Source organism: Streptomyces sp. LBL, assembly GCF_029893585.1.
In the GTDB taxonomy this organism is placed as follows: Bacteria; Actinomycetota; Actinomycetes; order Streptomycetales; family Streptomycetaceae; genus Streptomyces.
The window spans coordinates 52,431-74,918 of the sequence record NZ_JARXYX010000022.1; the positions used below are offsets into that span (position 1 = coordinate 52,431).

Genomic DNA, 22,488 nt, shown 5'->3' on the forward strand with positions numbered 1-22,488 from the left:
GGGCGATGGCCGGTTTCCGGAGTCTGGCGAGACAGGTTCGCGATCCACGGTGCGATCTGGCGCTGCGGCGTTACTCGCTCCGCAAGTGCCTTGAGCGGTTCGCTCCTTACGGGCACAGGGCGACCTGGGACCATTTGTGCTCCCGGGCCGGGTTCGGCCCGGAGGACCGCTCTCCCGATCCGGCGCGGCTCGTGGCCGCACTGGAGGAGTTGGAGGAGGCGCGTTCGGTCTGGCTGGCCTACGAGGTCGAGTTCGCCGAGCGGCGCAAGAAGGAGAAGCACGACGGGTTGCGCAGGCCGGGCAGTGTGGACGACTGGCACCGGCTGACCTGGGGCGGTTTCGGTGTCGCCTGGTGCGACGATCCCCGGCTCCATCCCCATGAGTCGCTGGCGGAGGTACTGCGCCGGCTGATCTCCGCGCTGGAGCGGGAGCCGGGTGCGGGATGCCCGGTGTGCGGCGGGGAGCGGCTCGTCTGGAAGTACGAACTGGACCACGAACCCTCGACGGGTCCGGTCTGTGTGCACTGCGGAATTCTCGTACCGCGGCCCGTGCTCTCGCCCGAGGCTCTGGCGGATGCCAGGCGAGGGCGGCTGTTGGTGTCGGCCTGACAGAGCCGACTGGTGCCGGTCTGATCGAGCCGACTGGTGCCGGTCCGACCAAACTGACCGGCTTCGAACTGACCGAAGCGACGGGACCGACCGGACCGACCGAAGCGACCTAGGAACCGTGCATGGGGGTGCGCCGGGGATGCCGCACCCCCGTTTTGTTCCCAGCGGGCGTTGGCACCGTCGAGGCGTGGTGCAGGTGTGTACCAACGGGCCCACGGGGCCCACGGGGGCCGCCGGTGGTGCGGTGGCGCCGATTACGGGCGGGGATACCAGGAGCCCCGGGGACGCCCGCAAGGGCGCCGAGCGTGAGGTCTGGGCGGAGCCCCAGGGGCGCCGGGGGGCGGGTCAGTGGTGGTCTTGCGGCCCGTGTTCAGGCGCTCGGCGCTGGTCCACCATCAGTCTCGACCCCGTCAGCCGCTCGCCGAAGATGTCGTCCGGGTTGGAGAGGACGCAGGTGTCCAGGGAGAGGCAGCCGCAGCCGATGCAGTCGGTGAGGTGGTCGCGGAGGCGGTTGAGTTGTTTGATGCGTTCGTCGAGTTCGGAGCGCCAGGCCTCGGACAGGCGGGACCAGTCCTCGCGGGTCGGGGTGCGTTCCTCGGGGAGTTCGGCGAGGGCCTCGCGGATCGTGGCCAGCGGGATGCCGACGCGTTGCGCGGCGCGGACGAAGGCCACCCGGCGTAGCGCGTCACGGGAGAAACGACGTTGGTTGCCCGTGGTCCGGCGGCTGCCGATCAGACCCTTGGACTCGTAGAAGTGCAGGGCGGATACGGTGGCGCCGCTGCGCGCGGCGAGCTGGCCGACCGTGAGCTCATGGATCTTCTCGGGAATCTGAGGCACCCCTCGAACCCTACCCAGTGCGTCGCCGCCCCGGTTCGTTGACAGGGGACCCGCCGCCGACCATGCTAAGCAGTCGCTTAGATTGAGCGACAGACTTCGCTACCGGGAGGCCGGGACATGGCAGAGCCGAGGATCTTCACGACCGCCGACGGCCTGAGGGCCGCGGTGGGCGAGCGGTTGGGGTACACCGACTGGCTGGAGGTCGACCAGAAGCGGATCGACCTGTTCGCGGAGGCCACCGGCGACCACCAGTGGATCCATGTCGATCCGGAGCGGGCCGCCTCCGGGCCGTTCGGGACCACCATCGCGCACGGATACCTGACCCTGTCCCTGCTGCCTCTCTTCGGGCCGCAGCTGATCAAGGTCGAGAACGTGAAGATGGGCGTCAACTACGGGACGAACAAGGTCCGTTTCCCCGCCCCGGTCCCGGTCGGCTCCCGGCTGCGCGCGACCGCCACGATCACCGGCGTCGACGATGTGCAGGGCGGCGTCCAGGTGAGCGTCGCGTTCACCGTGGAGCGCGAGGGCGGGGACAAGCCGGTGTGTGTCGCGGAGTCCGTGTCCCGGTACTACCTCTGACGAGCCCGGCTACTTCGCGCCCACCATCCGCAGCACGAGGTCGGCGTACAGCGCGCCGACCTCCTCGGGGGTGCGCGGGCCGTCGACGTTGAACCAGCGGGCCACGTCGATGCAGAGCGAGAGCACGGCGAGGGTGGTTCCCCGCACGTCGAGCACGTCGAACTCGCCCGTCCCCACGCCGTCTTCGATGATCCCGCGCACCTCGGCATCGACCTGACGGCGCAGCGCGAGGATCTCGGCGCGGGCGTCGGGGCCGAGGGAGTCCAGTTCGTACTGCACGACCCGCGCGGTGGTACGACCGCCCGCGTGCCAGCGTACGAAGGAGCTCACCGCGTCGACGAGCCGCTCGGTCGCGCCACCCTCGCCCCGGGACGCCGTGCGCAGGATCTCCAGGGCCTTCTCGTGGCCGATCCTGCTGATGCGGTGGAGGAGTTCCTCCTTGGTCTTGTAGTGGATGTAGAGCGCGGCCGGGCTCATGCCGGCGCGGCCCGCGATGTCGCGGGTCGTGGTGGCGTGGTAGCCGCGCTCGGCGAAGGCCTCCACCGCGGCGATGAGCAGCCGCCGGGCCGCGTCGGGCGTGACCTCGCCCCACGCCGACGTCTCGCCGTCCGCCGTCTCCTCCGCCGTACTCATCGCCCGCTCTCTCTCCACTGGCACGGCCCCACCATACCGCCGAAGGTGAGCGGGCGCTTAGCGTGCCCGCTCAGAGCTTTTCGAACGGGTGGTACTGCGTCGACGTCGTCGTGTCCTGCCGGTCCCGGATCACCTTGGCGAGGGTGAAGGCGGAGGTGACCAGGTACAGGACGGCGATGGCCAGGAACGCCCGCACCCAGGCGTCGGCGTTCAGCTTGAAGATGCCGACGGCGGTGGCACCCATGGCCACCGAGAAGGACGCGACGGCCTGGCCGTAGAAGGCGGCCGTGTTCTGCTGCTTGCCCGATGTGTCGCTCATGAGGACAAGGATCGGCGGACGTGGTCCGCGCCGCATCCGTCGAAGTACTCAGAAGTACCCAGAAGTCCTCAGCAGCCCTCAGTGCTCCCCAGTACTCCTCAGCGGGGAGGCTCAGAACGCCGAGACTCCTCCGGTCGGTGTCCGACCGATGACAGCTTCTGGACAGCCGTCCACTTATTAGCGCTGCTAGTTTCTGGACCGCAGCCCTACTATGTGCGCCATGGCCCGACCGCTCAAGCCCCTTCTCAGCACCGACCGGATCGTCCGGACGGCCCGGGTGCTCGTGGACGCGGAGGGTCTTGCGGCCGTCTCCACCCGGCGGCTCGCCGCCGAGCTGGGGGTCAGCGGGCCCTCGCTCTACAACCACTTCCGCACCAAGGACGAGATCCTGGAGGCCGTGGCCGACTCGGTGAGCGCGCAGGTCGACCTCTCGATGTTCGAGGACGGCCGGGACTGGCGGACCGCACTGCGCGACTGGGCCGTCTCCTACCGGGCGGCCCTGCGCGACCACCCGAACATCGTCCCGGTGCTGGCCCGCGGCCCCGGCCGCCGGCCGGCGGGGCTGCGGCTCGCCGACGCCGTCTACGGCGGGATGGCCGACGCCGGTTGGCCGCCCGCGCAGGCCACCTCCATCGGCGCGCTGATGCGGTACTTCGTCATGGGCTCCGCGCTCGGCTCCTTCGCCGCCGGCTTCGTGGACGAAGCGAGCGTGTACGACCCCACCGACTATCCGCACCTCGGGCAGGCCCACCTCCTCGCCGAACAGCAGGAGAAGATCGACGAGCGGGCCTTCGAGACGGGACTGACCGCGCTGCTGGACGGTCTGGCGCAGCAGTACGAGCAGGTCGGACGGACAGCGTAAGGACAGTTCGGTGAGCACCGAAGTGTTCGTGTCCCATGCTGGAACGCATGACCACCAAGGAGCCACGGGCGGCGGAGCTGGCCCGGTTCGCCGGTCTCGTCGCCGACGAGACCCGGGCCGCGTGTCTGCTCGCGCTGCTCGACGGGCGGGCGTGGACCGCCGGGGAACTGGCGCGACACGCGGGCGTCGCCGCGTCGACCCTGAGCGCGCACCTGGGCAAGCTCGTCGCCGGCGGACTGCTCACCGAGGAACGGCAGGGGCGGCACCGGTACGTCCGGCTGGCCGACGCACGGGTCGCTCAGCTGGTGGAGGATCTCGCCGCACAGGTCAGCCCCAACGGTCATGAGCCGCGGCCCCGGAACCTTCGGGAGGCCGGCGCCGGAGCAGCCATGGCCCGGGGCCGCACCTGTTACGACCACCTCGCCGGACGGCTCGGCATTGCCCTCACCGACGCGCTGACCGGGCGTGAACTGCTGCGCCAGGACACCGGATTCGCGCTCACGGACAACGGAATCGACTGGTTCGACGCGCACGGCATCCGCCTCGACCGCACGAGCCGCCGCCCTCTGGCCCGCGCCTGCCTCGACTGGACCGAACGCCGCCCCCATCTCGCGGGCGTCGCGGGCGCGGCCCTGTGCCGGCACGCCCTGGACACGGGCTGGTGCGTGCGCATCGGTTCCGAACGGGCGGTGAAGGTGACGGCGGCCGGTGAGCACGCGCTGGCCGAGCTGCTGGGCATCGGGGCCGGCGCACTGCACTGAGAGGCGCCGAAAGCTCTCCGTCCGACATCCACGGCCGAAGGTCCCCGTCCGACATCCACGGCCGAAGGTCCCCGTCCGAAATCCGCGGGACGTCGCACGACTTCCTTATCTCACCTCAGGAGCATGATGAACGCCTCCCGTCGTACGGAGCTGCTCGCCGCCGGTGCGGCCACGGTGACCGTGGTGCTGTGGGCCTCCGCCTTCGTCTCGATCCGCAGCGCGGGTGCCGCGTACTCCCCGGGCGCGCTGGCGCTCGGACGGCTGCTGGCCGGGGCGCTGGTCCTCGGGACGATCTGTCTCGTACGCCGGGAGGGGTGGCCGCCGCGGCCGGCGTGGCGCGGGATCGCGATATCCGGGGTGCTGTGGTTCGGCTTCTACATGGTGGCCCTGAACTGGGGCGAGCAGCAGGTGGACGCCGGGACCGCGGCTCTGGTCGTGAACATCGGGCCGATCCTGATCGCGTTGCTCGGCGCACGGCTGCTCGGGGACTCGGTGCCGCCGCGGCTGCTGGCGGGGATGGCGGTGTCGTTCTCGGGGGCGGTGACCGTCGGGCTGTCGATGTCCGGTGGCGGGGGATCCTCGGTGCTCGGTGTGGTGCTGTGCGTGCTGGCCGCGTTCGGATACGCGGGCGGTGTCGTGGCGCAGAAGCCGGCGCTGGGCCGGGCGAGCGTCCTGCAGGTGACGACGTTCGGCTGTCTGGTGGGGGCGGTGGTGTGTCTGCCGTTCGCCGGGCAGCTGGTCCAGGAGGCCGCCGACGCGCCGGTCTCCGCCACCCTCAACATGGTCTACCTGGGCGTCTTCCCGACCGCGCTGGCCTTCACGACCTGGGCGTACGCCCTGGCCCGTACGACCGCCGGCCGGATGGGCGCGACCACGTACGCGGTGCCCGCACTGGTCGTCGTGATGTCGTGGCTGGCGCTGGGCGAGGTGCCCGGGCTGCTCACGCTGGCGGGCGGGGCGCTGTGCCTGGCCGGGGTCGCGGTGTCGCGCTCCCGGCGGCGGGCGGGGCGAACCACGGCACCGGAGTCACTGCCCGAAGCGCCCGAAGCGCGACCGGGGAAGGCCGCGGACCCGGCATGAGATCCCACGCCGTGGGCCCCGCCTACGCCCGTCAGGCATCCCTCTTCCGGTCCAGCGCCAACTCCGTCGCGCGGGGCGCGGAGTCCGGCGCCGGTCCTCCGGACGTCCTGCCCGGCGAGCGCAGCGCGACTCCCGAGGACAGCAGCAGCAGGCCGCCGAGCATCACGAACGGTGCCGCCACGCCCGCGACGCCGGCCACGAGGCCCGCCGCGGCCGGTGCGGCGACCTGGCCGAGGCGGTTGCCGGTGAGGCGGAGGGCGAGGGCGGTGGAGCGGGCGTCGGCGGGGGCCGCCTGGACGACCGTCGTCATGGACAGCGGCTGTCCGACGCCCAGGCAGAAGCCGAGGGCGACCAGTATGAGCGCAAGCGCCCACACGGGCACCGGCAGCGCGACGCCGGCGCACAGCACGGCCGCCGACAGGCAGGTCACGGTGAGCAGCAGGGTGCGGCCCAGCAGCCGCAGCAGCGGGGTCAGCACCAGGCGGCAGGCGATCGTGGCCGCGGCACGGAGACTGAGCAGTACGCCGATCACGGACGGGGCGATGCCCCGGTGCTCGCCGACCACCGGAAGGTAGGCGGTGAGGATGTCGGTGGCGGACAGCACGGACAGACTGATGAGGATGCCCGCGGGCACACCCCGGGCGCGCAGGATGCGCTGGACCGGGATCCGGTCGCCCCGTGCGGTACGGGACGTGAGGGCCGTACGGTCCTCGATGCGCCACAACGACGTGAACGCGACCGCGGCCCCCGCACCCGCGACGAGCAGCGCGAGTGCGCTGGTCCGCGCCATGTCGGGGCCGCCGATCAGCGCGCCCGCCGCGATCGGGCCGACCAGTTGGCCGAGCGAGGCGCCGATGGTGAAGTGGCCGAAGTTGCGGTCCTGTTCGTGCGGCGCGGACTGGCGGGCGACGAGCGACTGGGCGCCGATCACGAAGCAGAGGTGGCCGAGGCCCATCACCCCGCTCCAGGCCGCCATCGCGCCCAGGGAGTCGGCGACGCCGCTCAACGCGCAGCCGCCGGATATCAGGACCACGCCCACCGGCAGCAGGGGCGCGCAGCGGCCGTGGTCGGTGCGGCGGCCCAGCGGTACCGCGGCGAAGAGCGGAAGCAGTGCGTACACCCCGGCGATGACGCCGATCGCCCGCTCGTCGGCGCCCAGCGCGAGAGCCCGGTAGGAGACGGCGGGCCGGGCCATGGACACCGCTCCCTGCGCGAAGCTGAAGGCGATGACGAGGCGAAGCAGCCAGCCGCGGTTCCCACCGGGCTCCATCAGGACGACCTCCGACGAGTCATCAGGCGAGTGATCGAACGAGTGATCGGACGGGTGATCGGACGAGTGGTCAGACGAGTGGTCAGACGAGTGATCGGACCAGCGACCGAACGAGTGATCGAACGAGTGATCAGATGATGCCGAACAGGATGCCCGCGCCGAGTACCACGAGCGAGGTGAGGGCAGCCCACTTGACCACGAACCTGGTGTGGTCGCCGAATTCCACCTTGGCCATGCCGACCAGGACGTACACGGCGGGGACGAGCGGGCTCGACATGTGCAGCGGCTGACCGACCAGCGAGGCGCGGGCGATCTCCAGGGACGAGACACCATGCGCCTGGCCCGCCTCGGCGAGGACCGGGAGGATGCCGAAGTAGAAGCCGTCGTTGGACATGAAGTACGTGAACGGGATGCTCAGAACGCCGGTCACCAGGGCCATGTGCGGGCCCATCCCCTCCGGGATGTTGCCGACGACCCACTTGGCCATGTGGTCCACCATGCCGGTGCCCTGCAGGACTCCGGTGAAGACGGCGGCGGCGAAGACCATGCCGGCGACGTTGAGGACGTTCTCCGCGTGGGCGCCGAGGCGGGCCTTCTGGTCGGGCATGTGCGGGAAGTTCACGGTGAGCGCGAGTGCGGCGCCGAGCAGGAACAGCACCGGGATCGGCAGGTACTCCATGATCATGGCGGTGAGCAGGACCACCGTGAGCAGGGCGTTGAACCAGTACAGCTTGGGGCGCAGGGTGAGCCGGTTCGGGTCCAGGACCTGCAAGCCCTCATCGAGCTCGTCGTCCTCGGCGCCGTCGGCGTTCTGGGCGGGCACATCGGTGCCGGAACCGCCGGTGGGGACGGTGCCCTTGCCGGTGCCGGTGCCGGTGCCGGTGCCGGTGCCCTTGCCCTTGCCGGCACCCACGAGGACCGTCTCGGACTCCTGCTCCTCCACCAGCGCCTCGTCCAGCGTCAGCACGCCCAGGCGCCTGCGCTCACGCACACCGAGGACGTACGAGAGGGCGAAGACGCCCAGCAGGCCGACGGCGAGGGCCGGGATCATCGGGACGAAGATGTCGCTGGCGTCCAGCTTCAGCGCGGTGGCGGCGCGGGCGGTGGGGCCGCCCCACGGCAGGGTGTTCATGACGCCGTTGGCCATGGCGGCCACACCGGTCATCACGACCAGGCTCATCTTCAGGCGCTTGTACAGCGGGTACATCGCCGAGACCGTGATCATGAAGGTGGTCGAGCCGTCGCCGTCGAGCGACACGATCGCGGCGAGGACGGCGGTGCCGACGACGATCCGCATCGGGTCGGCCTTGCAGAACTTCAGGATCCCCCGGACGATCGGGTCGAAGAGTCCGACGTCGATCATCACCCCGAAGTAGACGATCGCGAACATGAGCATCGCCGCGGTGGGGGCGAGGCTGGTGACGCCGTCGATGACGTAGTCACCGAGCTTGGCGCCCTTACCGACGAAGACGCAGAACAGTGCCGGGATCAGTACGAGCGCCGCGATCGGCGACATCTTCTTCAGCATGATCAGGACCAGGAAGGTCGCGATCATGGCGAAGCCGAGGATGGTGAGCATGAGTGGATACCTAACGTTCGCCCTTGAACTCCCACCAGGGACGGCGGTGCGATGACGTTAGGTCCCGTCAAGCAGCGTTAACAAGACGTTGACATGCGAGCAATAAGCGCAAAACTGCTGGTCACGGCTTTGCGCTGCTCACGGGGGTGCGCTTTCGGCCTCATTTCAACCTGTCGCGGTCACTTCCACGGGTATGCCGTTGAGGACCGCGTTGCCCGACAGGGGGTCGAGCAGGCTGCCGTCGAGGAGCTGGTTGACGTTCACGCCGGGGTCGGTGGCGGCGTGGCTGAGCCGGGTGCCGGGCCGATCGTGACCCCAGCCGTGCGGCAGGCTCACCACACCCGGGCGCACCCCGTCGGTGACCTCCGCGGCGGCGGTCACCTCTCCCCCGGCGCCCTTGACGCGTACGGCCGCCCCGTCCCGTACGCCGAGCCGTTCGGCGTCCTCGGGGTGGATCTGCAGGGTGCAGCGGTTGGAGCCGCCGGTGAGGACGGGGATGTTGTGCATCCAACTGTTGTTGGAGCGCAGATGGCGACGGCCGACGAGGACGAGCCCGTCGGGGCGCTCCGTCAGAGCCCGCCGGAGTCGGGGCAGGTCGTCGGCGATCGGCTGGGGCAGCAGCTCCACCGTGCCGCTGCGGGTCTTCAGGGGCTGCGGCAGCCGCGGGCGCAGCGGCCCGAGGTCGATGCCGTGCGGATGCTCCAGCAGCTTGGCGAGGCTCAGTCCGTCCGGTCGTACGCCGAAGCCGTCGCCGTAGGGGCCCAGGCGAAGCATCAGGTCGAGCCAGCGCTCGGGGCCGCTCTCGCCGGTGAGTTGTGCGGTGAGTTCCTTCGGGTCGCGGCCATGGACCGGGGTGTGCGGTTCCTTGACCGCCTTGCCGAGGGTCTGGCCGATGACCAGGTCGTCCACGGCGGCCGTCTCGGCGCCGTGCATGCCGGTCACCGCCAGTGTCAGCCGGGCCAGGATCTCGGTCTCGGCCATCCTGCCCGGCTCCAGCGGGACGGCGGGGCGGGTGTAGCGGACCTGGTTACGGACGGCGAGGGTGTTGAAGGCGAAGTCGTGGTGCGGGCTCTGCGAGGGCGGGGGCGGCGGCAGCACGACGTGGGCGTGGCGCGAGGTCTCGTTGAGGTACGGGTCGACGCTGACCATGAAGTCCAGCGAGTCCAGCGCCTTGTCGAGCCGGTCGCCGTCGGGTGCGGACAGGACCGGGTTGGCGGCGACGGCGATCAGCGCCCGGACCGGCTCGCCCGCCCCGGTGGCGGTGTCGATCTCCTCGGCGAGCACGGACAGCGGCAACTCCCCTTTCGCCTCGGGGTGCTGACCGACCCGTGAGCGCCAGCGCCCGAGCGCGAAGCCGCGGCCGGGCCCGGCGGGCCGGGGTGTCCGGTCGGTGGCCGCCTGCGGGAAGAGGGCGCCGCCGGGCCGGTCGAGATTGCCGGTGAGGATGTTGAGGACGTCCACGAGCCAGCTGGCCAGGGTGCCGTGCTGGACCGTGCAGCTGCCGATGCGGCCGTAGACGGCGGCGGTGGGGGCGGCGGCGAGTTCACGGGCGAGGGCGCGGATGGTCGCCGCGTCGACGTCACAGGCGCCGGTCACGGCCTCTGGCGTGAAGTCCCGTACGGCGTCCCGGAGTTCTTCGGTGCCCTGCACATGCGGTGTCAACGCGCCGAGTTCCACGAGCTCTTCCTCGAAGAGGACGTACGCCATCGCGGCGAGCAGCAGGGCGTCGGTGCCGGGCCGGATCGCGATGTGCCGGTCGGCGAGGCGCGCGGTACGGGTGTGGCGCGGGTCGATGACCGAGAGGGTGCCGCCGCGGGCCTTGAGCGCCTTGAGCTTGCCGGGGAAGTCGGGGGCGGTGCACAGACTCCCGTTGGATTCCAGGGGGTTGGCGCCGATGAGGAGGAGATGGTCGGTGTGGTCGAGGTCGGGTACGGGGATCGCGTTGGCGTCACCGTAGAGCAGGCCGCTGGAGACGTGCTTGGGCATCTGGTCGACCGTGGAGGCGGTGAAGAGGCTGCGGGTGCCGAGCCCGGCGATGAGCACGGGCGGGTAGAGGGCGCCGGCCATGGTGTGCACGTTGGGGTTGCCGAGGACGACACCGACGGAGTTCGGGCCGTACCGCTCGATCACCGGACGCATCCCGGTGGCGACCGCGTCGAAGGCCTCCTCCCAGGTGGCCTCCCGAAGCTCACCGTCCTTGCGGACCAGCGGGGCGCGCAGCCGGTCGGGATCGCCGTCGACGGCCCCGAAGGCGGCCCCCTTGGGGCAGATGAACCCCCGGCTGAACACGTCGTCCCGGTCACCGCGGGCGCCGGTCACCCGGGTCCCCTCGACCGTGAGGGTGAGACCGCAGGTGGCCTCGCACAGGGGGCAGATACGCAGGGCGGTGCGGGACACGGGTCCTCCCGGTGGGCGGCGGCAGCGGTGACGCACGGACTCGGGCCGAGCATACCGACCGGTAGGCACGCTGGGGAGGCCGCTCCGCGGGCGACCTCAGTCCAGCACCCTCGCCAGATACGCCCGCAGCATCTCCCGGGTCTCCTCGATGATCCTTGCGTCACCCTCCGGTGCGACCCGGAAGGCCAGGTGGACCAGGGTGTCGGCGGTCTCCACGGCGACGAGGAAGACGCGGCGCAGGTCCTCGTCCGGTGCACGGTCGAGGTAGCCGGAGAGCAGTTCGGTGAGGCGGTCGGCGACGCGGTGGTTGGGCTCGGCGTAGCGGGCTCCGACCGGGATCTGGTTGCCGAAGTCGACGAGCGAGAAGCCGGGCGCGGTGCGCTTCATGGCGAGGTACTCGTCGAGGACGGCGTCCACCGCCGTCCGCCAGCCGCCCTCTCCGGTCTCTTCGAGGCGTTCGGTGACCCGCTCGGCGTAGCGCTCCAGGTTGCGCTGGGCGAGCGCGTCGGCCATCGCGCGCTTGTTGCCGAAGAAGCGGTAGACCGAGCCGATGGGGACTCCGGCGCGCAGGGCGACGGCCCGGGTGCTCAGCGCGTCGTAGCCGACCTCGTCGAGCAGATCGGCGCAGGCGTCGAGGATCCTGGTCAGCCGTTCGGCGCTGCGCCGTTGCACGGGCGCACGGCGGAGCGATGTGGCGTGGGGCACGGACTTCATGATGCCTTTCCGCCGCGGTCCGGGGAACCTCGTCCCGCAGTACGGACGGGAGTGCCGGACGTGCTCGGCGCGTGGTCCGAGGTCCCGGTGGGCGTGCTCAGCGCGTGGTCCGAGGTCCCGGTGGACGCCGGGTCCGAGGCCAACGAGGTGTCGATGGACGTACTCAGCGCGCCGTCCGAGGTCCCGGTGGACGCCGGGTCCGAGGCCGTGATGTCCGCGGTGCTCTCGACGGGTTCGCCGTCGGCGGCCCAGACCGTGCCGTCGTCGGCGTACAGGCGCGCGGTGAGGTGGTGGGTGCCGTGCCGGACGTAACGGGCCGAGAGGCGGTACCCGGGGGTGCGCAGCTTCGCGACGGGGATCCCGTCCACGAAGAGCCGGGCGACACCGCGGCCGGCCACCGCCTCCCCCTTGGCCGCGGCGGGCGAGAGGCGGAAGCGGCGGAGGGTCAGCCGCACGTTCCAGCCGTCGTCGTCCTCGGCGGGCTGCACCTCGATGCCGACGTCGGGCGCTTCCTTCCGGTCCACCTCGCGGTAGTGGCGTCCCTGCCTGTCCGTGTCGTCGAGGAGCTTGCCCACCGGTAAGGGCGAGTCCTCGTTCTTTCCGTTCTCCTGTGTACTGCCCGAGCCACAGCCCGCGGATCCGGTCAGCAGCAGGACACAGACCGCGAGCGCGGCGAGCTGTCTCCGCGTCCACGACATGCGGGGGAGCGTAGAACACGAGTCCGACACCTCGTATCCCCCTGAAGGCTGGTTCCGGCCGATCGCGGTCGTCCTTCGTGAGGAGGAGGACGACGGATCTCTTGCGCCCGGGAAACCGCAATCCTACGGTGATGCATAGGAATCAAACGCCGAGGGAGCGATCATGAGCGGGGACGCGCGGAAGACCGCGGAGGGGCTGGGTCATCTGTCCGGATTCGGGAACGAGCACAGTTCTCAGGCCGTTCCGGGCGCTCTGCCCGAAGGCCGGAACTCGCCCCAGCGCGCCCCCCTCGGGCTGTACGCGGAGCAGCTCAGCGGTACGAGCTTCACCGAGCCCCGGGCGTACAACCGGCGCTCGTGGCTGTATCGGATCCGTCCTTCGGCCGCGCACCCGGCGTTCACCCGCACCGAGAACGGCTCGATCTGTACGGCCCCCTTCACCGAGGCGGTGCCCGACCCGAACCGGCTGCGCTGGGACCCGCTGCCGGAGCCCGCGCCGGGGACCGACTTCCTCGCGGGGCTGTGGACTGTCGGCGGCAACGGGGACGTGACCCAGCGCACCGGCATGGCCGTGCATCTCTACCACGCCAACGCGTCGATGGACCGGGTCTTCAGCGACGCCGACGGGGAGCTGCTGATCGTGCCGGAGCGCGGCGGACTGCTGCTGCGCACCGAGTTCGGGCTGCTGCATCTGGAGCCGGCACATATCGCGCTGATCCCGCGTGGTGTGCGCTTCCGTGTGGAGCTGCTGGATGCCTCGGCCCGCGGTTATGTGTGCGAGAACTACGGCGCCCCCTTCCGCCTTCCCGACCTCGGCCCCATCGGCGCCAACGGACTGGCCAACGCCCGCGACTTCCGGGCTCCGGTCGCCGCGTACGAGGACGTGGAGGGTCCGGTGGAGGTGGTCAACAAGTTCTGCGGCAACCTCTGGACGGCCCGCTACGAGCACTCACCGCTCGACGTGGTCGCGTGGCACGGCAACCATGTGCCGTACACCTATGACCTGCGCCGGTTCAATGTGCTCGGCACCATCTCGTACGACCACCCGGACCCGTCGATCTTCACGGTGCTCACGTCGCCGAGCGACACCCCCGGGCTGGCCGGCGTCGACTTCGTCGTCTTCGCGCCACGCTGGCTGGTGGGCGAGGACACCTTCCGGCCGCCGTACTTCCACCGGAACGTGATGAGCGAGTACATGGGGCTGATCGAGGGCGCGTACGACGCCAAGACGGCCGGAAAAGGCGGCTTCGTGCCCGGGGGCGGCTCGCTGCACACCATGATGTCGGCGCACGGGCCGGACCGGGAGACGTTCGACCGGGCAAGCGCCGCCGAACTGACGCCGCGGAAGGTCGACGACGGACTGGCGTTCATGTTCGAAACACGGTGGCCGGTGACGCTCACCGCCCACGCCGCCCGGGCGGAACACCTCCAGCAGCGCTACGACGACGTGTGGCAGGGCCTTGAGCGCCACTTCCGCCCGTTGCGCTGATCGCGGACGACCGGTACGGATAGCGCCGTGACCTCCTTCGCGCCTGACTCGATCGTCCTGAACCGCAAGCTGCCGCTCTGGTATCAGGTGTCGCAGTCGCTGCGCGCCTCGATACTCGGCCGCTCGCCCCAGGACCCGCTGCGGCTGCCGACCGAGGAGCAGCTCGCGGGGCACTACGGGGTGAGCGTGCTGACCATGCGGCAGGCGCTGAAGGAGCTGGAGGACGAGGGCCTGATCACCCGTCACCGCCGACGCGGCACCTTCATCGAGCCGGACACCCGCAGAGGCACTCCCGTCCGGCTGCTGGGCTCGGTGGACGCGATCGTGGCCCAGCAGTCCGGCATGGCGACGCGGCTGCTGGACCACGGCCGGGCGCCCGTGCCGGCCGAAGTCGCCGAGTACTTCCCGGACCTGGCCGAGGTGTCGACGTACCATCGCCTGCGCTGCGACGAGAAGACCGGCGAGCCGACCAACCACGCCCGCAACTACGTCCGCCCCGAACTCGCCGCCCGTATCGACCTCGACGACCTGGTCCGCCGGCCGATGACCAAGATACTGCGGGATGCCGTCGGGGCGGACATCAGCCGCATCACGGACACGGTGGAGGCCCGCCTCGCGGACCCGGAAACGGCCCGCCTCCTCCACGTCCCGCTGCTCAGCCCGATCCTGCACTGCACGGGCGTCACCTACGACACCGCCGGGCGCCCCTTGGACGTGGCCGTCATCCACTACCGGGGCGACCGCTTCTCGTTCACGGTGACACTGGACGCCACGTAGCGGCCGGTCCGGGTCCGGCGGATCGACGGGGACGCCCCGCCGGACAGGCCCCCGCCCCGCTGTCGTCGGCAAGTCGTACGATGCCCAGCGTGACGCACGACGACGCTCCGCTGCTGGCGGACCTCATGCCGTGGTCCGTCGCACCGCCGCGGCTCGGCCGGGGGTGGCCGACGGGCCCCGACCCGGCATCCCTGAAGGCCCGTTGGGACGCCCTGATGAAGGCCGAGGGCCCCGACCGGGAGGCCCTGTTCGAGGCGACGCGTTCCCGCACACTCCACTCGGCCGTCGGACAGCTGCCGGGGCGGTCCGGGGGCACGGTGAAGCTGGTCCGCGCCGCGGGCCCGTGCCTGGAGCCGGTGCGCGTGCTGCGCGCCCCCTTCGACGAACAGTGGCTGATCCCCGACCACCGGCTGATCGACGCGGCCCGGCCCGAGCTGTGGCGGGTGGCGGACGAGCGCCAGATCTTCGTCACGGAGACCCCCGACGCCGCCGTCCCCCACCTCCTCGCCACCTCCCTGCTCCCGCTGCTGCGCCCCGGCCGTGTCCGCCCCCTCTACCGCCGCCCCGGCGGTGTGGAGCCCAACCTGGCGCCGGGCCTGCTGGACCACCTGGCCGACCGTCTCGGCCTCACCCCCACTCCGGTGGACCTGCTGGCCTGGACCGTGACGGCGGTGAGTCCAGGCCTCACCGTCCCCCTCACCGAGGACCCGGAACTCTGGGCCCTCGGCGTCGAACTGGGCCACCGCACGCTCTGGCTGATGCGCCGCGACGGCGACCGCCCCAAGCTTCCCGGCGGCCGCCGCCCGTACGTCCGCGCCCCCCTGCCCTCTCTCCCCCGCTCTCGGCTCCGCCCGAACGGGGGGACCCCCGCCCTCACCGTGCGCTACGACCGCGACGAGGAGACCCTCCACCTCGACGAGGGCCGCATCTCTCCGGTCCCCCCGGAGGCCTGGGACTTCGAGGTGGCCGGCGTACGGGTCCTGGAGCAGTGGTTCGCGGCCCGCACGGCGGAGGCCGAACCGGGCACGCTGTCGGCGATCCGCCCGACCGCCTGGCCGCAGGCGTGGACGTCGGAGGTCCTGGAGCTGATCACCGTGCTGGCGCTGCTCGCGGAACTCCGCCCGCGCCAGGAGGAGTTCACCGTGACGGCCCCGATCACGGCGCAGGAGCTGCGCGAAGCGGGCGTCCTGCCCGTGCCGGACACGGCCCGCAGACCGGCGTCGGTCCTCGACCACCACGAGGAGGGCCCGGAAGGCCAGTTCGCGTTGATCTAGTGCCGCGTGAGGTGCTGGTGCCACGTGAGCGCTGGCGCGACGTGAGCGCTGGCGCGACGTGAGCGCTGGTGCCACGTGAGCGCTGGTGCCACGTGAGCGCTGGTGCCACGTGAGCGCTGGTGCCACGTGAGCGCTGGTGCCACGTGAGCGCTGGTGCCACGACAGGCGCTGTTCGCCCCGTCGCGGCTCCACAACCAGTGCTGTCGCGGTACTACCTCCTGGGTTCGAAGCCGTCCAGTACGCGCTCCAGCATCCGGTCGAACACGGCGTCCATGTCGATCGGCCCCGTGTCCTCCATGAACGCCGCCGCCAGCCGCGGATACGCCCCGGCCGCCACCTGACTGCCCAGGTAGGCGATCCGCACCGCGTTCTCCTGCTCCTCCGACCAGGGCAGCGACCGCACCCGCTCGGCCGTGGACAGCTCGGTCGCCACGTACACCGTCACGCACCCGTTGAGCATCCCGAGCAGTTCCATCTTCGTGCCGTAGGGCGCGTCGAAGGGGTCCATGCAGGCCATGCAGTGCTCGAGATAGCGCAGGGCGTTGGGGCTGAAGCCGTAGACCGGTGACATCAACCGCGGTACCCAGGGGTGCCGGTGCATGAGAGCCCGCGTCTGGTACGCCACCCGGCGCATGTCGCCCCGCCAGTCGCCGCTCGGCTCCCACGGCTCGTGCTCCCCGCTGGCCGCGTCCACCATGAGCTCGTACAGGTCCTCCTTACGGGGGACGTAGTTGTAGAGCGACATGGTGCCGCAGCCCAGCTCGGCCGCGACCTGCCGCATGGAGACGCCGTCCAGACCCTGCGCGTCGGCGATCCGCACCGCCGCCGCCGCGATGTCCGCGCGCGTGAACGCGGGCTTCGGCCCCCGGCCCGTCCGCTCGGGACGGGCCCAGATCACTTCGGGTACGGCCGCTCGGCCCGCCATCGATCATCACCTCGACCTCCATCGTAGTTACGTACGGCGTACGTAGTGCGCTATGGTCGGCACATGACTACTACGTACGCTGTACTTAGTGAAGGTCTGGAGAAGCGGTTCGGTGCTGTCCAGGCCCTGCGCGGGCTGGATCTCGCGGTGGCGAGCGGCACGGTCTGCGGAGTTCTCGGGCCGAACGGCGCGGGCAAGACCACGGCCGTACGACTCCTGACCACGCTGCTGCGGCCGGACGCCGGCTCGGCCCGGGTCGCCGGGCACGACCTGGTCCGGGAGGCGGCGGCCGTACGGACGAAAATCGGCGTCACCGGGCAGTACGCGTCCGTCGACGGGGACCTCACGGGGCGCCAGAACCTCAGACTGTTCGCCCGGCTGCACCGGGTACGGGGGCCCGCCGGACGGGCCGGGGAGCTCCTCGACCGCTTCGGACTGACGGAGGCCGCCGACCGGCCCGCCGCCACCTACTCGGGCGGGATGCGCCGCCGGCTGGACCTGGCGGCGAGCCTCATCCGCCGCCCCGAGGTGCTGTTCCTGGACGAACCGACGACAGGGCTCGACCCGGCCAGCCGGAACCTGATCCATTCCGCCGTACGCGATCTCACCGCGGACGGCACGACCGTACTGCTGACCACGCAGTACCTGGAGGAGGCCGACCAACTCGCGGACGACATCGCCCTGGTGGACCGGGGCCGGGTGGCGCACAGGGGTTCGCCTGCCGCGCTGAAGGCGCTCATCGGCACGCATGTCGAGGTCGTCGTCGTGGGCGCGGAGGTCATGGCGAAGGCGGCGGGCGTCCTGGACCACCTCACCGGCGCCCGGCCGACGTTCGACCACGAGCGCAACGCCGTCGGCGCGGTCACCCGGGACTCCACGCTCACGCTCCCCCGGCTGGTGCGCGAACTGGACGCGGCGGGGGTGCCGTTGCTGGACGCGAGTCTGCGCCCGCCGACCCTCGACGACGTGTTCCTCCGGCTCACCGACGACCAGGACCTCAAGGAGGCGGCGGCATGAGCGTGCCGGTGTACGACGGGACCGCGATGCTCGGCCGCCAGCTGCGGCGGCTGCGGAACAACCCGGGGCTGATCATCCTGACCCAGACCATGCCGGTCAGCATGCTGCTGTTCTTCGGCTACGTCTTCGGCAGCGCGCTGGCGGTGCCGGGCGACGCCTACCGCGCGTTCCTGGTGCCGGGCCTGCTGGTGGCGACCGCCGCGAACGGGATCATGACCGGGATGTTCCAGGCGGCCCAGGACACCCACCGGGGCGTGATGGACCGCTTCCGGACGCTGCCGATGAGCCGGGCGGCGGTGCCGCTCGGGCAGGCGGGCGCGGATCTGGTGGTCACTGCGGCCGGGACGGTGCCGTTCCTGCTGGTCGGGCTCGCCGTGGGCTGGCGGATCGAGGGCAGCGGGCCGGCGGCGGTGGGCGCCTTCGGGTTGTTGCTGCTCTTCCGGTTCGCGACGACGTGGATCGGGATCTTCCTGGGGCTGCTCACCCGGAACGAGGAGGCGGCGGGTCAGCTGGGCGGCGCGACCTTCCTGCTGCCGCTGCTGTCGAACGCGTACATCCCGACCGAGGGGCTGCCGGGCTGGCTGCGCACGATCGCCGAGTGGAATCCGATCAGCGCGGTGACGACGGCCCTGCGGGACCTGTTCGGGAACGCGCCGGTGCCGGAAGGGGCGGCCTGGCCGGTGGCGCATCCGGTCGCCGGGTCACTGGTGTGGTGCGCGGTGCTGCTGGCGGTGTTCGTACCGGCGGCGGTGCGCCGGTACGCGAACGGCGAGCGGTGAGTCGGCGCCGGTAAGCCGGACGGCGCACGTGAGGGGCGGAGCTGTTGGGCACGCGGGGGTGGGGGCGTACGGGCATCACTGGTTCGGGCACGGGACACGAGGCAAGGTCGGGCGCGGGGCATGGACGGGGGTCTTGCCCCGCGCTCGGGAGCCACAACCGGTGCGCCGCTGTGTGCCGTGGGGATGACGGACGGCGAGAGCACAGCGTCGCGCCGGGACGGCGTGGCAACCCGAGCGAGAGCTCCTCGGGACGACCCGAGGAACGCCGGTATCGCTCAGCGTCCGCCGAACAGCGAACGACGCAGTCGACGCAGGGGCGCGAAGAGCGAGACGCGGCGTACCCGCGCTCCCCTTGCGCTGCGGTTGTGCGCGGGCTCACGTGCGGTCAGCTCACGCATCAACGAGGTCGCCTCGGCCGTCTCGACCTGTGGGACGGCAGGGCCCCCCAGCACCGAAAGGTGACGGTCGAGACGCGAACTTGTCGCGCTGCTCCCGCATGTGATCGCAGGTACTCTCGCCCTGCTGCGCACTGTTATCTGCTCCATGTCACTCCCCACCCGTACGAGTCCACCCGGCCCGGGCAGAGTAACCCTATCGCTCCCTCGGGGCACTCGTGTATCGAGGTCACAGGATTCACCTTCCCCGTAAGGAGGTTGACGACTCCTCTCGATCACCCTCCGAATCCAACCGATTTCAGGGCGAGTTGGACAATCGGCTGGGTGGTGGGCTGCGCTGACCCCCCGTCCGGCTCGACGGTCACCGCGAGTGACGACGCCGATGTGGTCAGCCCGGACGTGACCAAGGGCGTGCCGTCGTCGAAGAGCCCGAGGGAGCGCGGTTGTGCGTGGGGGCGCATGAGCCACAGTTGATGCACACGGTCGCCCGGCAGGTCGTCGTATCCGCTGAGGGTGACGACCGCGCGCCCCTCGGATGCGGAAGCGATCACTCCGATACTTCCCCCCCGGGTGTCCGCCCCGGTCGTCGCCCGGGCGTCGGGAGCTCTGAGGACGTGGGCGATCTCACGTGACTGCGTCCGCTCCGCGTTCAGCTGGTCCCGCGTCTCGTTGGCCTGGACGGCGAACAGGGACGCGACCACAAGGGCCGCTGCGGCGGTCACGGTGGCGAACGGCACGAAAAACGGGCGTCGGCGGGGCGCACGGGAACGTGACGGCGGCGGCTGCACGCCCCACACATGCGGCGGCAGCTGGGGCGCCCGCACCCGGCCCGCCTCCTGCTGGGCGGGTTCCTGCGCAGTCGTGCGTACGGCGGTCAGGACCCGGTCGCGCAGCACGGCCGGCGCCGGAGCGACCGTCGTCCAGGCGAGCCGGACGGCGTCCTCGGCCAGGGCCCGCACCTCGGCGGGGCACACCGCACAGTCCCTGAGGTGCTTCTCGAAGCGGACCCGCTCGGCGGGCTCCAGGGCGTCGAGGGCGTAGGGAGCGGCGAGGGAGTGGAGGTCCTCGCGGCGAAAAAGGCTCATGCGACACCTCCCATGCACTCGCGCAGCCGGGTGAGTCCGTCGCGCATTCTCGTCTTGACCGTGCCCAGCGGCAGAGAGAGCCGCTCGGCCACTTCACGGTACGTATAGCCGTCGTAGTAGGCGAGCGTCACCGACTGGCGCTGCAGGGCCGTGAGGCTTTCCAGGCAGCGGCGCACCCACTCGCGTTCCAGACCGGCCTCGACCTCTTCGGTGACCTGGTCGAAGGCGGGGTGGTGGGCGCGCTGCGCCTCGCGCCGTTCGCGTTCGCCGGCCGCGCGGGCGCTGCGCACCCGGTCGACGGCCCGGCGGTGGGCCAGGGTGAGGACCCACGACAGGGCGCTGCCGCGGCTCGGGTCGAAGCGGGCAGCGGACCGCCACAGTTCGAGCAGCACCTCCTGCGCCACCTCCTCCGACTGAGCCGGATCCCGTAGAACCCGCTTCACCAATCCGAACACCGGTCCGGACACCAGGCCGTACAGCTCCTCGAACGCCCTCTGGTCACCGCCGGCCACCATCACCAGCAGTTCGTCCGCCTCCAACTCGTGTCCCCCTCCGGCCAGACCGCATCGGGGCCGCGGTCCTGTCCCACCAGGCATGCGCAACGAACCCACCTCCGGAGGGGGTTACGGATCAGAGCGGGAAAAACGCGGGTCGCCTGACGATGAAACAAGTTTCGATGCCCGCCGTAAGAAGGTTTGAGATTCGACCAATCCACTCTGCCGATCGCTCCGAATCGCGTTCGTCAGGCAAGTTGGCACTGAGGACGGACGGCATGACACCTAACTCCAGGCGCGGCGCAGGGCACCGGAGCCTCGTGACCCTCATATGTGGTGCGTTGGCCGCCGGGGGGCTCACAGCCGCCGGTGTGGCCACGCTGGTACCGGGGGCGGCCTCCGCCTCCAGCCACCGGGAGGCTCCGCTGATCTCGGGGCAGCCGCAGTACGACAACACGGATGTGTACGCGTTCGTCAGTCCGGACAAGCCGGACACGACGACGATCGTGGCCAACTGGATCCCGTTCGAGGAGCCCGCGGGCGGACCGAACTTCTTCCCGTTCGCCGAGGACGCCCAGTACGACCTGCACATCGACAACGACGGTGACGCGCAGGGCGAGCTGCTGTTCCGGTACACGTTCAAGACGCACACGAAGAACGACAAGACGTTCCTCTACAACACGGGCCCGGTCACCAGCCTGGACGACCCGGACCTCAACATCACGCAGACGTACGACATCGAGCTGGTCAAGCTGCACAAGCAGAAGGTGACGTACAAGACGAAGATCGCCGACGATGTGCCGGTGGCGCCGTCGAACGTCGGCAAGGCGTCGATGCCGGACTACAACACCCTGCGCAAGCAGGCGGTGCACAAGCTCTCCAACGGCGCGCAGACCTTCGCCGGGCAGGCCGACGACCCGTTCTTCCTGGACCTGCGGGTCTTCGACCTGCTGTACGGGGGGAACCTCACCGAGGTCGGAAACGACACCCTCAAGGGCTACAACGTCAACTCGATCGCCCTTCAGGTCCCGAACGACATGATCACCGAGTCGCACAAGCAGCCGATCGTGGGCCTCTGGTCGACCACGCAGCGCAAGAACGCGCAGGGGTACTACTCTCAGGTCTCGCGCCTGGGCAGTCCGCTGGTCAACGAGGTCGTCAACCCGCTGAAGGACAAGGACAAGTTCAACGCGTCCGAGCCGAAGGACGACGGCCAGTTCCTGAAGAACGTCACCAACCCCGAACTGCCGAAGCTCATCGAGGCGATCTACAAGATCAAGGCGCCGGCCGAGCCGCGCAACGACCTCGTCGACGTATTCCTCAAGGGCGTCAAGGGCCTCAACCAGCCGCCGTACGTGACTCCGTCGGAGGAGCTGCGGCTCAACACCTCGATCAAGCCCGCGAAGAGCCCCAAGCGGCTCGGGGTACTCGACGGCGACAACGCGGGCTTCCCGAACGGGCGCCGGCTGGGTGACGACGTGATCGACGCCTCGCTGCAGGTCGTCGAGGGTGAACTGCTCGGTGCGAAGAACGACTTGGGCGACGCGGTCGACAAGAACGACAAGGACTTCGAGCACTCCTTCCCGTATGTCGCACTGCCGACCGAGGGCTCGCGGGGTCCGCTCGCCAAGGGCACGACCGACGGGACCGACGTCCGCAGCCAGCTCGGCGACGCCCTTCAGCCGGCCGGCTCGGGCAGCTCGGACAACATGACCCTGATCGCCGGCTCCGCGGGCGCGGGCGCGCTCGGCATCCTGCTGATCGGCGGGGCCCTGCTGTGGTGGCGCCGGATGCGGGACCGGGCGTACTAGGACGCCCCTCCCAGCCCATCGACTGGCGCGGCCCGCTCGTATCCATCCCCCACGGCGCGGGCCGCGCCGCCGCACGACAACCAGGTTGATCACTCCATCGGCCAA

At 70.9% G+C, this 22,488-nt stretch carries 23 protein-coding genes; 11 read left to right on the top strand and 12 right to left on the bottom strand.

Annotated elements, in window-relative coordinates:
* Nucleotides 1–5: 5 nt before the first annotated feature.
* Nucleotides 6–608 carry a hypothetical protein gene (locus M2271_RS25595; protein WP_280889675.1) on the top strand — a complete coding sequence of 201 codons (603 nt, stop codon included), beginning with the start codon at nt 6–8 and terminating at the stop codon, nt 606–608.
* Nucleotides 609–953: 345 nt separating this feature from the next.
* On the opposite strand, the gene soxR is transcribed toward M2271_RS25595, so the two are convergent.
* Nucleotides 954–1,445, bottom strand: a complete 492-nt coding sequence (gene soxR, locus M2271_RS25600) for a redox-sensitive transcriptional activator SoxR (protein ID WP_280889676.1) — start codon at nt 1,443–1,445, stop codon at nt 954–956.
* Between the two features lie 117 nt (nt 1,446–1,562).
* Between soxR and M2271_RS25605 the strand changes: the two genes are divergently transcribed.
* Entirely contained in the window at nt 1,563–2,024 is a 462-nt protein-coding gene (locus tag M2271_RS25605) for a MaoC family dehydratase (RefSeq protein ID WP_280889677.1), read from the top strand.
* Between the two features lie 9 nt (nt 2,025–2,033).
* Here M2271_RS25605 and M2271_RS25610 read toward each other — a convergent pair whose 3' ends face one another.
* Both M2271_RS25610 and M2271_RS25615 read right to left on the bottom strand, forming a co-directional pair.
* On the bottom strand, nt 2,034–2,657 hold the full coding sequence (locus M2271_RS25610; RefSeq protein ID WP_280889764.1) for a TetR/AcrR family transcriptional regulator: 624 nt from the start codon (nt 2,655–2,657) through the stop codon (nt 2,034–2,036).
* 70 nt (nt 2,658–2,727) lie between these two features.
* Entirely contained in the window at nt 2,728–2,976 is a 249-nt protein-coding gene (locus M2271_RS25615) for a YiaA/YiaB family inner membrane protein (protein WP_280889678.1), read from the bottom strand.
* A 220-nt stretch (nt 2,977–3,196) separates the two neighbouring features.
* Between M2271_RS25615 and M2271_RS25620 the strand changes: the two genes are divergently transcribed.
* From M2271_RS25620 to M2271_RS25630, 3 genes are all read left to right on the top strand, one after another.
* The gene (locus M2271_RS25620) at nt 3,197–3,838 is read left to right on the top strand and encodes a TetR/AcrR family transcriptional regulator (RefSeq protein ID WP_280889679.1); all 642 of its coding nucleotides are present in this window, start codon (nt 3,197–3,199) and stop codon (nt 3,836–3,838) included.
* Nucleotides 3,839–3,885: 47 nt separating this feature from the next.
* The gene (locus tag M2271_RS25625) at nt 3,886–4,599 is read left to right on the top strand and encodes a winged helix-turn-helix domain-containing protein (RefSeq protein ID WP_280889680.1); all 714 of its coding nucleotides are present in this window, start codon (nt 3,886–3,888) and stop codon (nt 4,597–4,599) included.
* 126 nt (nt 4,600–4,725) lie between these two features.
* Entirely contained in the window at nt 4,726–5,679 is a 954-nt protein-coding gene (locus M2271_RS25630; RefSeq protein WP_280889765.1) for a DMT family transporter, read from the top strand.
* Between the two features lie 31 nt (nt 5,680–5,710).
* Here M2271_RS25630 and M2271_RS25635 read toward each other — a convergent pair whose 3' ends face one another.
* The 5 genes from M2271_RS25635 to M2271_RS25655 all read right to left on the bottom strand — a co-directional run bounded on the left by M2271_RS25635 (nt 5,711) and on the right by M2271_RS25655 (nt 12,337).
* Nucleotides 5,711–6,949: an MFS transporter gene (locus tag M2271_RS25635; RefSeq protein WP_280889681.1), complete on the bottom strand. Its 1,239-nt coding sequence runs from the start codon at nt 6,947–6,949 to the stop codon at nt 5,711–5,713.
* Nucleotides 6,950–7,079: 130 nt separating this feature from the next.
* On the bottom strand, nt 7,080–8,528 hold the full coding sequence (locus M2271_RS25640) for a citrate:proton symporter (protein ID WP_280889682.1): 1,449 nt from the start codon (nt 8,526–8,528) through the stop codon (nt 7,080–7,082).
* 165 nt (nt 8,529–8,693) lie between these two features.
* The gene (locus M2271_RS25645) at nt 8,694–10,925 is read right to left on the bottom strand and encodes a molybdopterin oxidoreductase family protein (RefSeq protein ID WP_280889683.1); all 2,232 of its coding nucleotides are present in this window, start codon (nt 10,923–10,925) and stop codon (nt 8,694–8,696) included.
* A gap of 96 nt (nt 10,926–11,021) precedes the next feature.
* Nucleotides 11,022–11,639 carry a TetR/AcrR family transcriptional regulator gene (locus M2271_RS25650; RefSeq protein ID WP_280889684.1) on the bottom strand — a complete coding sequence of 206 codons (618 nt, stop codon included), beginning with the start codon at nt 11,637–11,639 and terminating at the stop codon, nt 11,022–11,024.
* Nucleotides 11,636–12,337 carry a hypothetical protein gene (locus M2271_RS25655; protein ID WP_280889685.1) on the bottom strand — a complete coding sequence of 234 codons (702 nt, stop codon included), beginning with the start codon at nt 12,335–12,337 and terminating at the stop codon, nt 11,636–11,638. Before M2271_RS25655 ends, M2271_RS25650 begins: the two co-directional genes overlap by 4 nt.
* A 163-nt stretch (nt 12,338–12,500) precedes the next feature.
* Between M2271_RS25655 and hmgA the strand changes: the two genes are divergently transcribed.
* The 3 genes from hmgA (at nt 12,501) to M2271_RS25670 (ending at nt 15,877) form a co-directional block, all read left to right on the top strand.
* Complete coding sequence (hmgA, locus tag M2271_RS25660) at nt 12,501–13,826, top strand: homogentisate 1,2-dioxygenase (RefSeq protein ID WP_280889686.1); 1,326 nt, start codon at nt 12,501–12,503, stop codon at nt 13,824–13,826.
* A 27-nt stretch (nt 13,827–13,853) separates the two neighbouring features.
* On the top strand, nt 13,854–14,603 hold the full coding sequence (locus M2271_RS25665) for a GntR family transcriptional regulator (protein WP_280889687.1): 750 nt from the start codon (nt 13,854–13,856) through the stop codon (nt 14,601–14,603).
* 80 nt (nt 14,604–14,683) lie between these two features.
* On the top strand, nt 14,684–15,877 hold the full coding sequence (locus M2271_RS25670) for a type ISP restriction/modification enzyme (RefSeq protein WP_280889688.1): 1,194 nt from the start codon (nt 14,684–14,686) through the stop codon (nt 15,875–15,877).
* A gap of 211 nt (nt 15,878–16,088) precedes the next feature.
* Here the strand turns inward: M2271_RS25670 and M2271_RS25675 are convergent, their stop codons facing one another.
* Nucleotides 16,089–16,802, bottom strand: coding sequence for a TetR/AcrR family transcriptional regulator (locus M2271_RS25675; protein WP_280889689.1), 714 nt, complete (start codon nt 16,800–16,802; stop codon nt 16,089–16,091).
* A 63-nt stretch (nt 16,803–16,865) separates the two neighbouring features.
* Between M2271_RS25675 and M2271_RS25680 the strand changes: the two genes are divergently transcribed.
* Together M2271_RS25680 and M2271_RS25685 are read left to right on the top strand one after the other, a co-directional pair.
* A complete protein-coding gene (locus M2271_RS25680; RefSeq protein ID WP_280889690.1) occupies nt 16,866–17,819 on the top strand; it encodes an ATP-binding cassette domain-containing protein in 954 nt (317 codons plus the stop codon).
* Nucleotides 17,816–18,598, top strand: a complete 783-nt coding sequence (locus tag M2271_RS25685) for an ABC transporter permease (RefSeq protein ID WP_280889691.1) — start codon at nt 17,816–17,818, stop codon at nt 18,596–18,598. The genes M2271_RS25680 and M2271_RS25685 overlap by 4 nt, the downstream gene beginning before the upstream one ends.
* 275 nt (nt 18,599–18,873) lie before the next feature.
* On the opposite strand, the gene M2271_RS25690 is transcribed toward M2271_RS25685, so the two are convergent.
* From M2271_RS25690 to M2271_RS25700, 3 genes are all read right to left on the bottom strand, one after another.
* Complete coding sequence (locus tag M2271_RS25690) at nt 18,874–19,143, bottom strand: hypothetical protein (protein ID WP_280889692.1); 270 nt, start codon at nt 19,141–19,143, stop codon at nt 18,874–18,876.
* A 125-nt stretch (nt 19,144–19,268) separates the two neighbouring features.
* Nucleotides 19,269–20,078: an anti-sigma factor gene (locus M2271_RS25695; protein ID WP_280889693.1), complete on the bottom strand. Its 810-nt coding sequence runs from the start codon at nt 20,076–20,078 to the stop codon at nt 19,269–19,271.
* Nucleotides 20,075–20,617: a sigma-70 family RNA polymerase sigma factor gene (locus M2271_RS25700; RefSeq protein ID WP_280889694.1), complete on the bottom strand. Its 543-nt coding sequence runs from the start codon at nt 20,615–20,617 to the stop codon at nt 20,075–20,077. Before M2271_RS25700 ends, M2271_RS25695 begins: the two co-directional genes overlap by 4 nt.
* Before the next feature lie 233 nt (nt 20,618–20,850).
* Between M2271_RS25700 and M2271_RS25705 the strand changes: the two genes are divergently transcribed.
* A complete protein-coding gene (locus M2271_RS25705; RefSeq protein WP_280889695.1) occupies nt 20,851–22,383 on the top strand; it encodes a DUF4331 domain-containing protein in 1,533 nt (510 codons plus the stop codon).
* Nucleotides 22,384–22,488 lie beyond the last annotated feature (105 nt).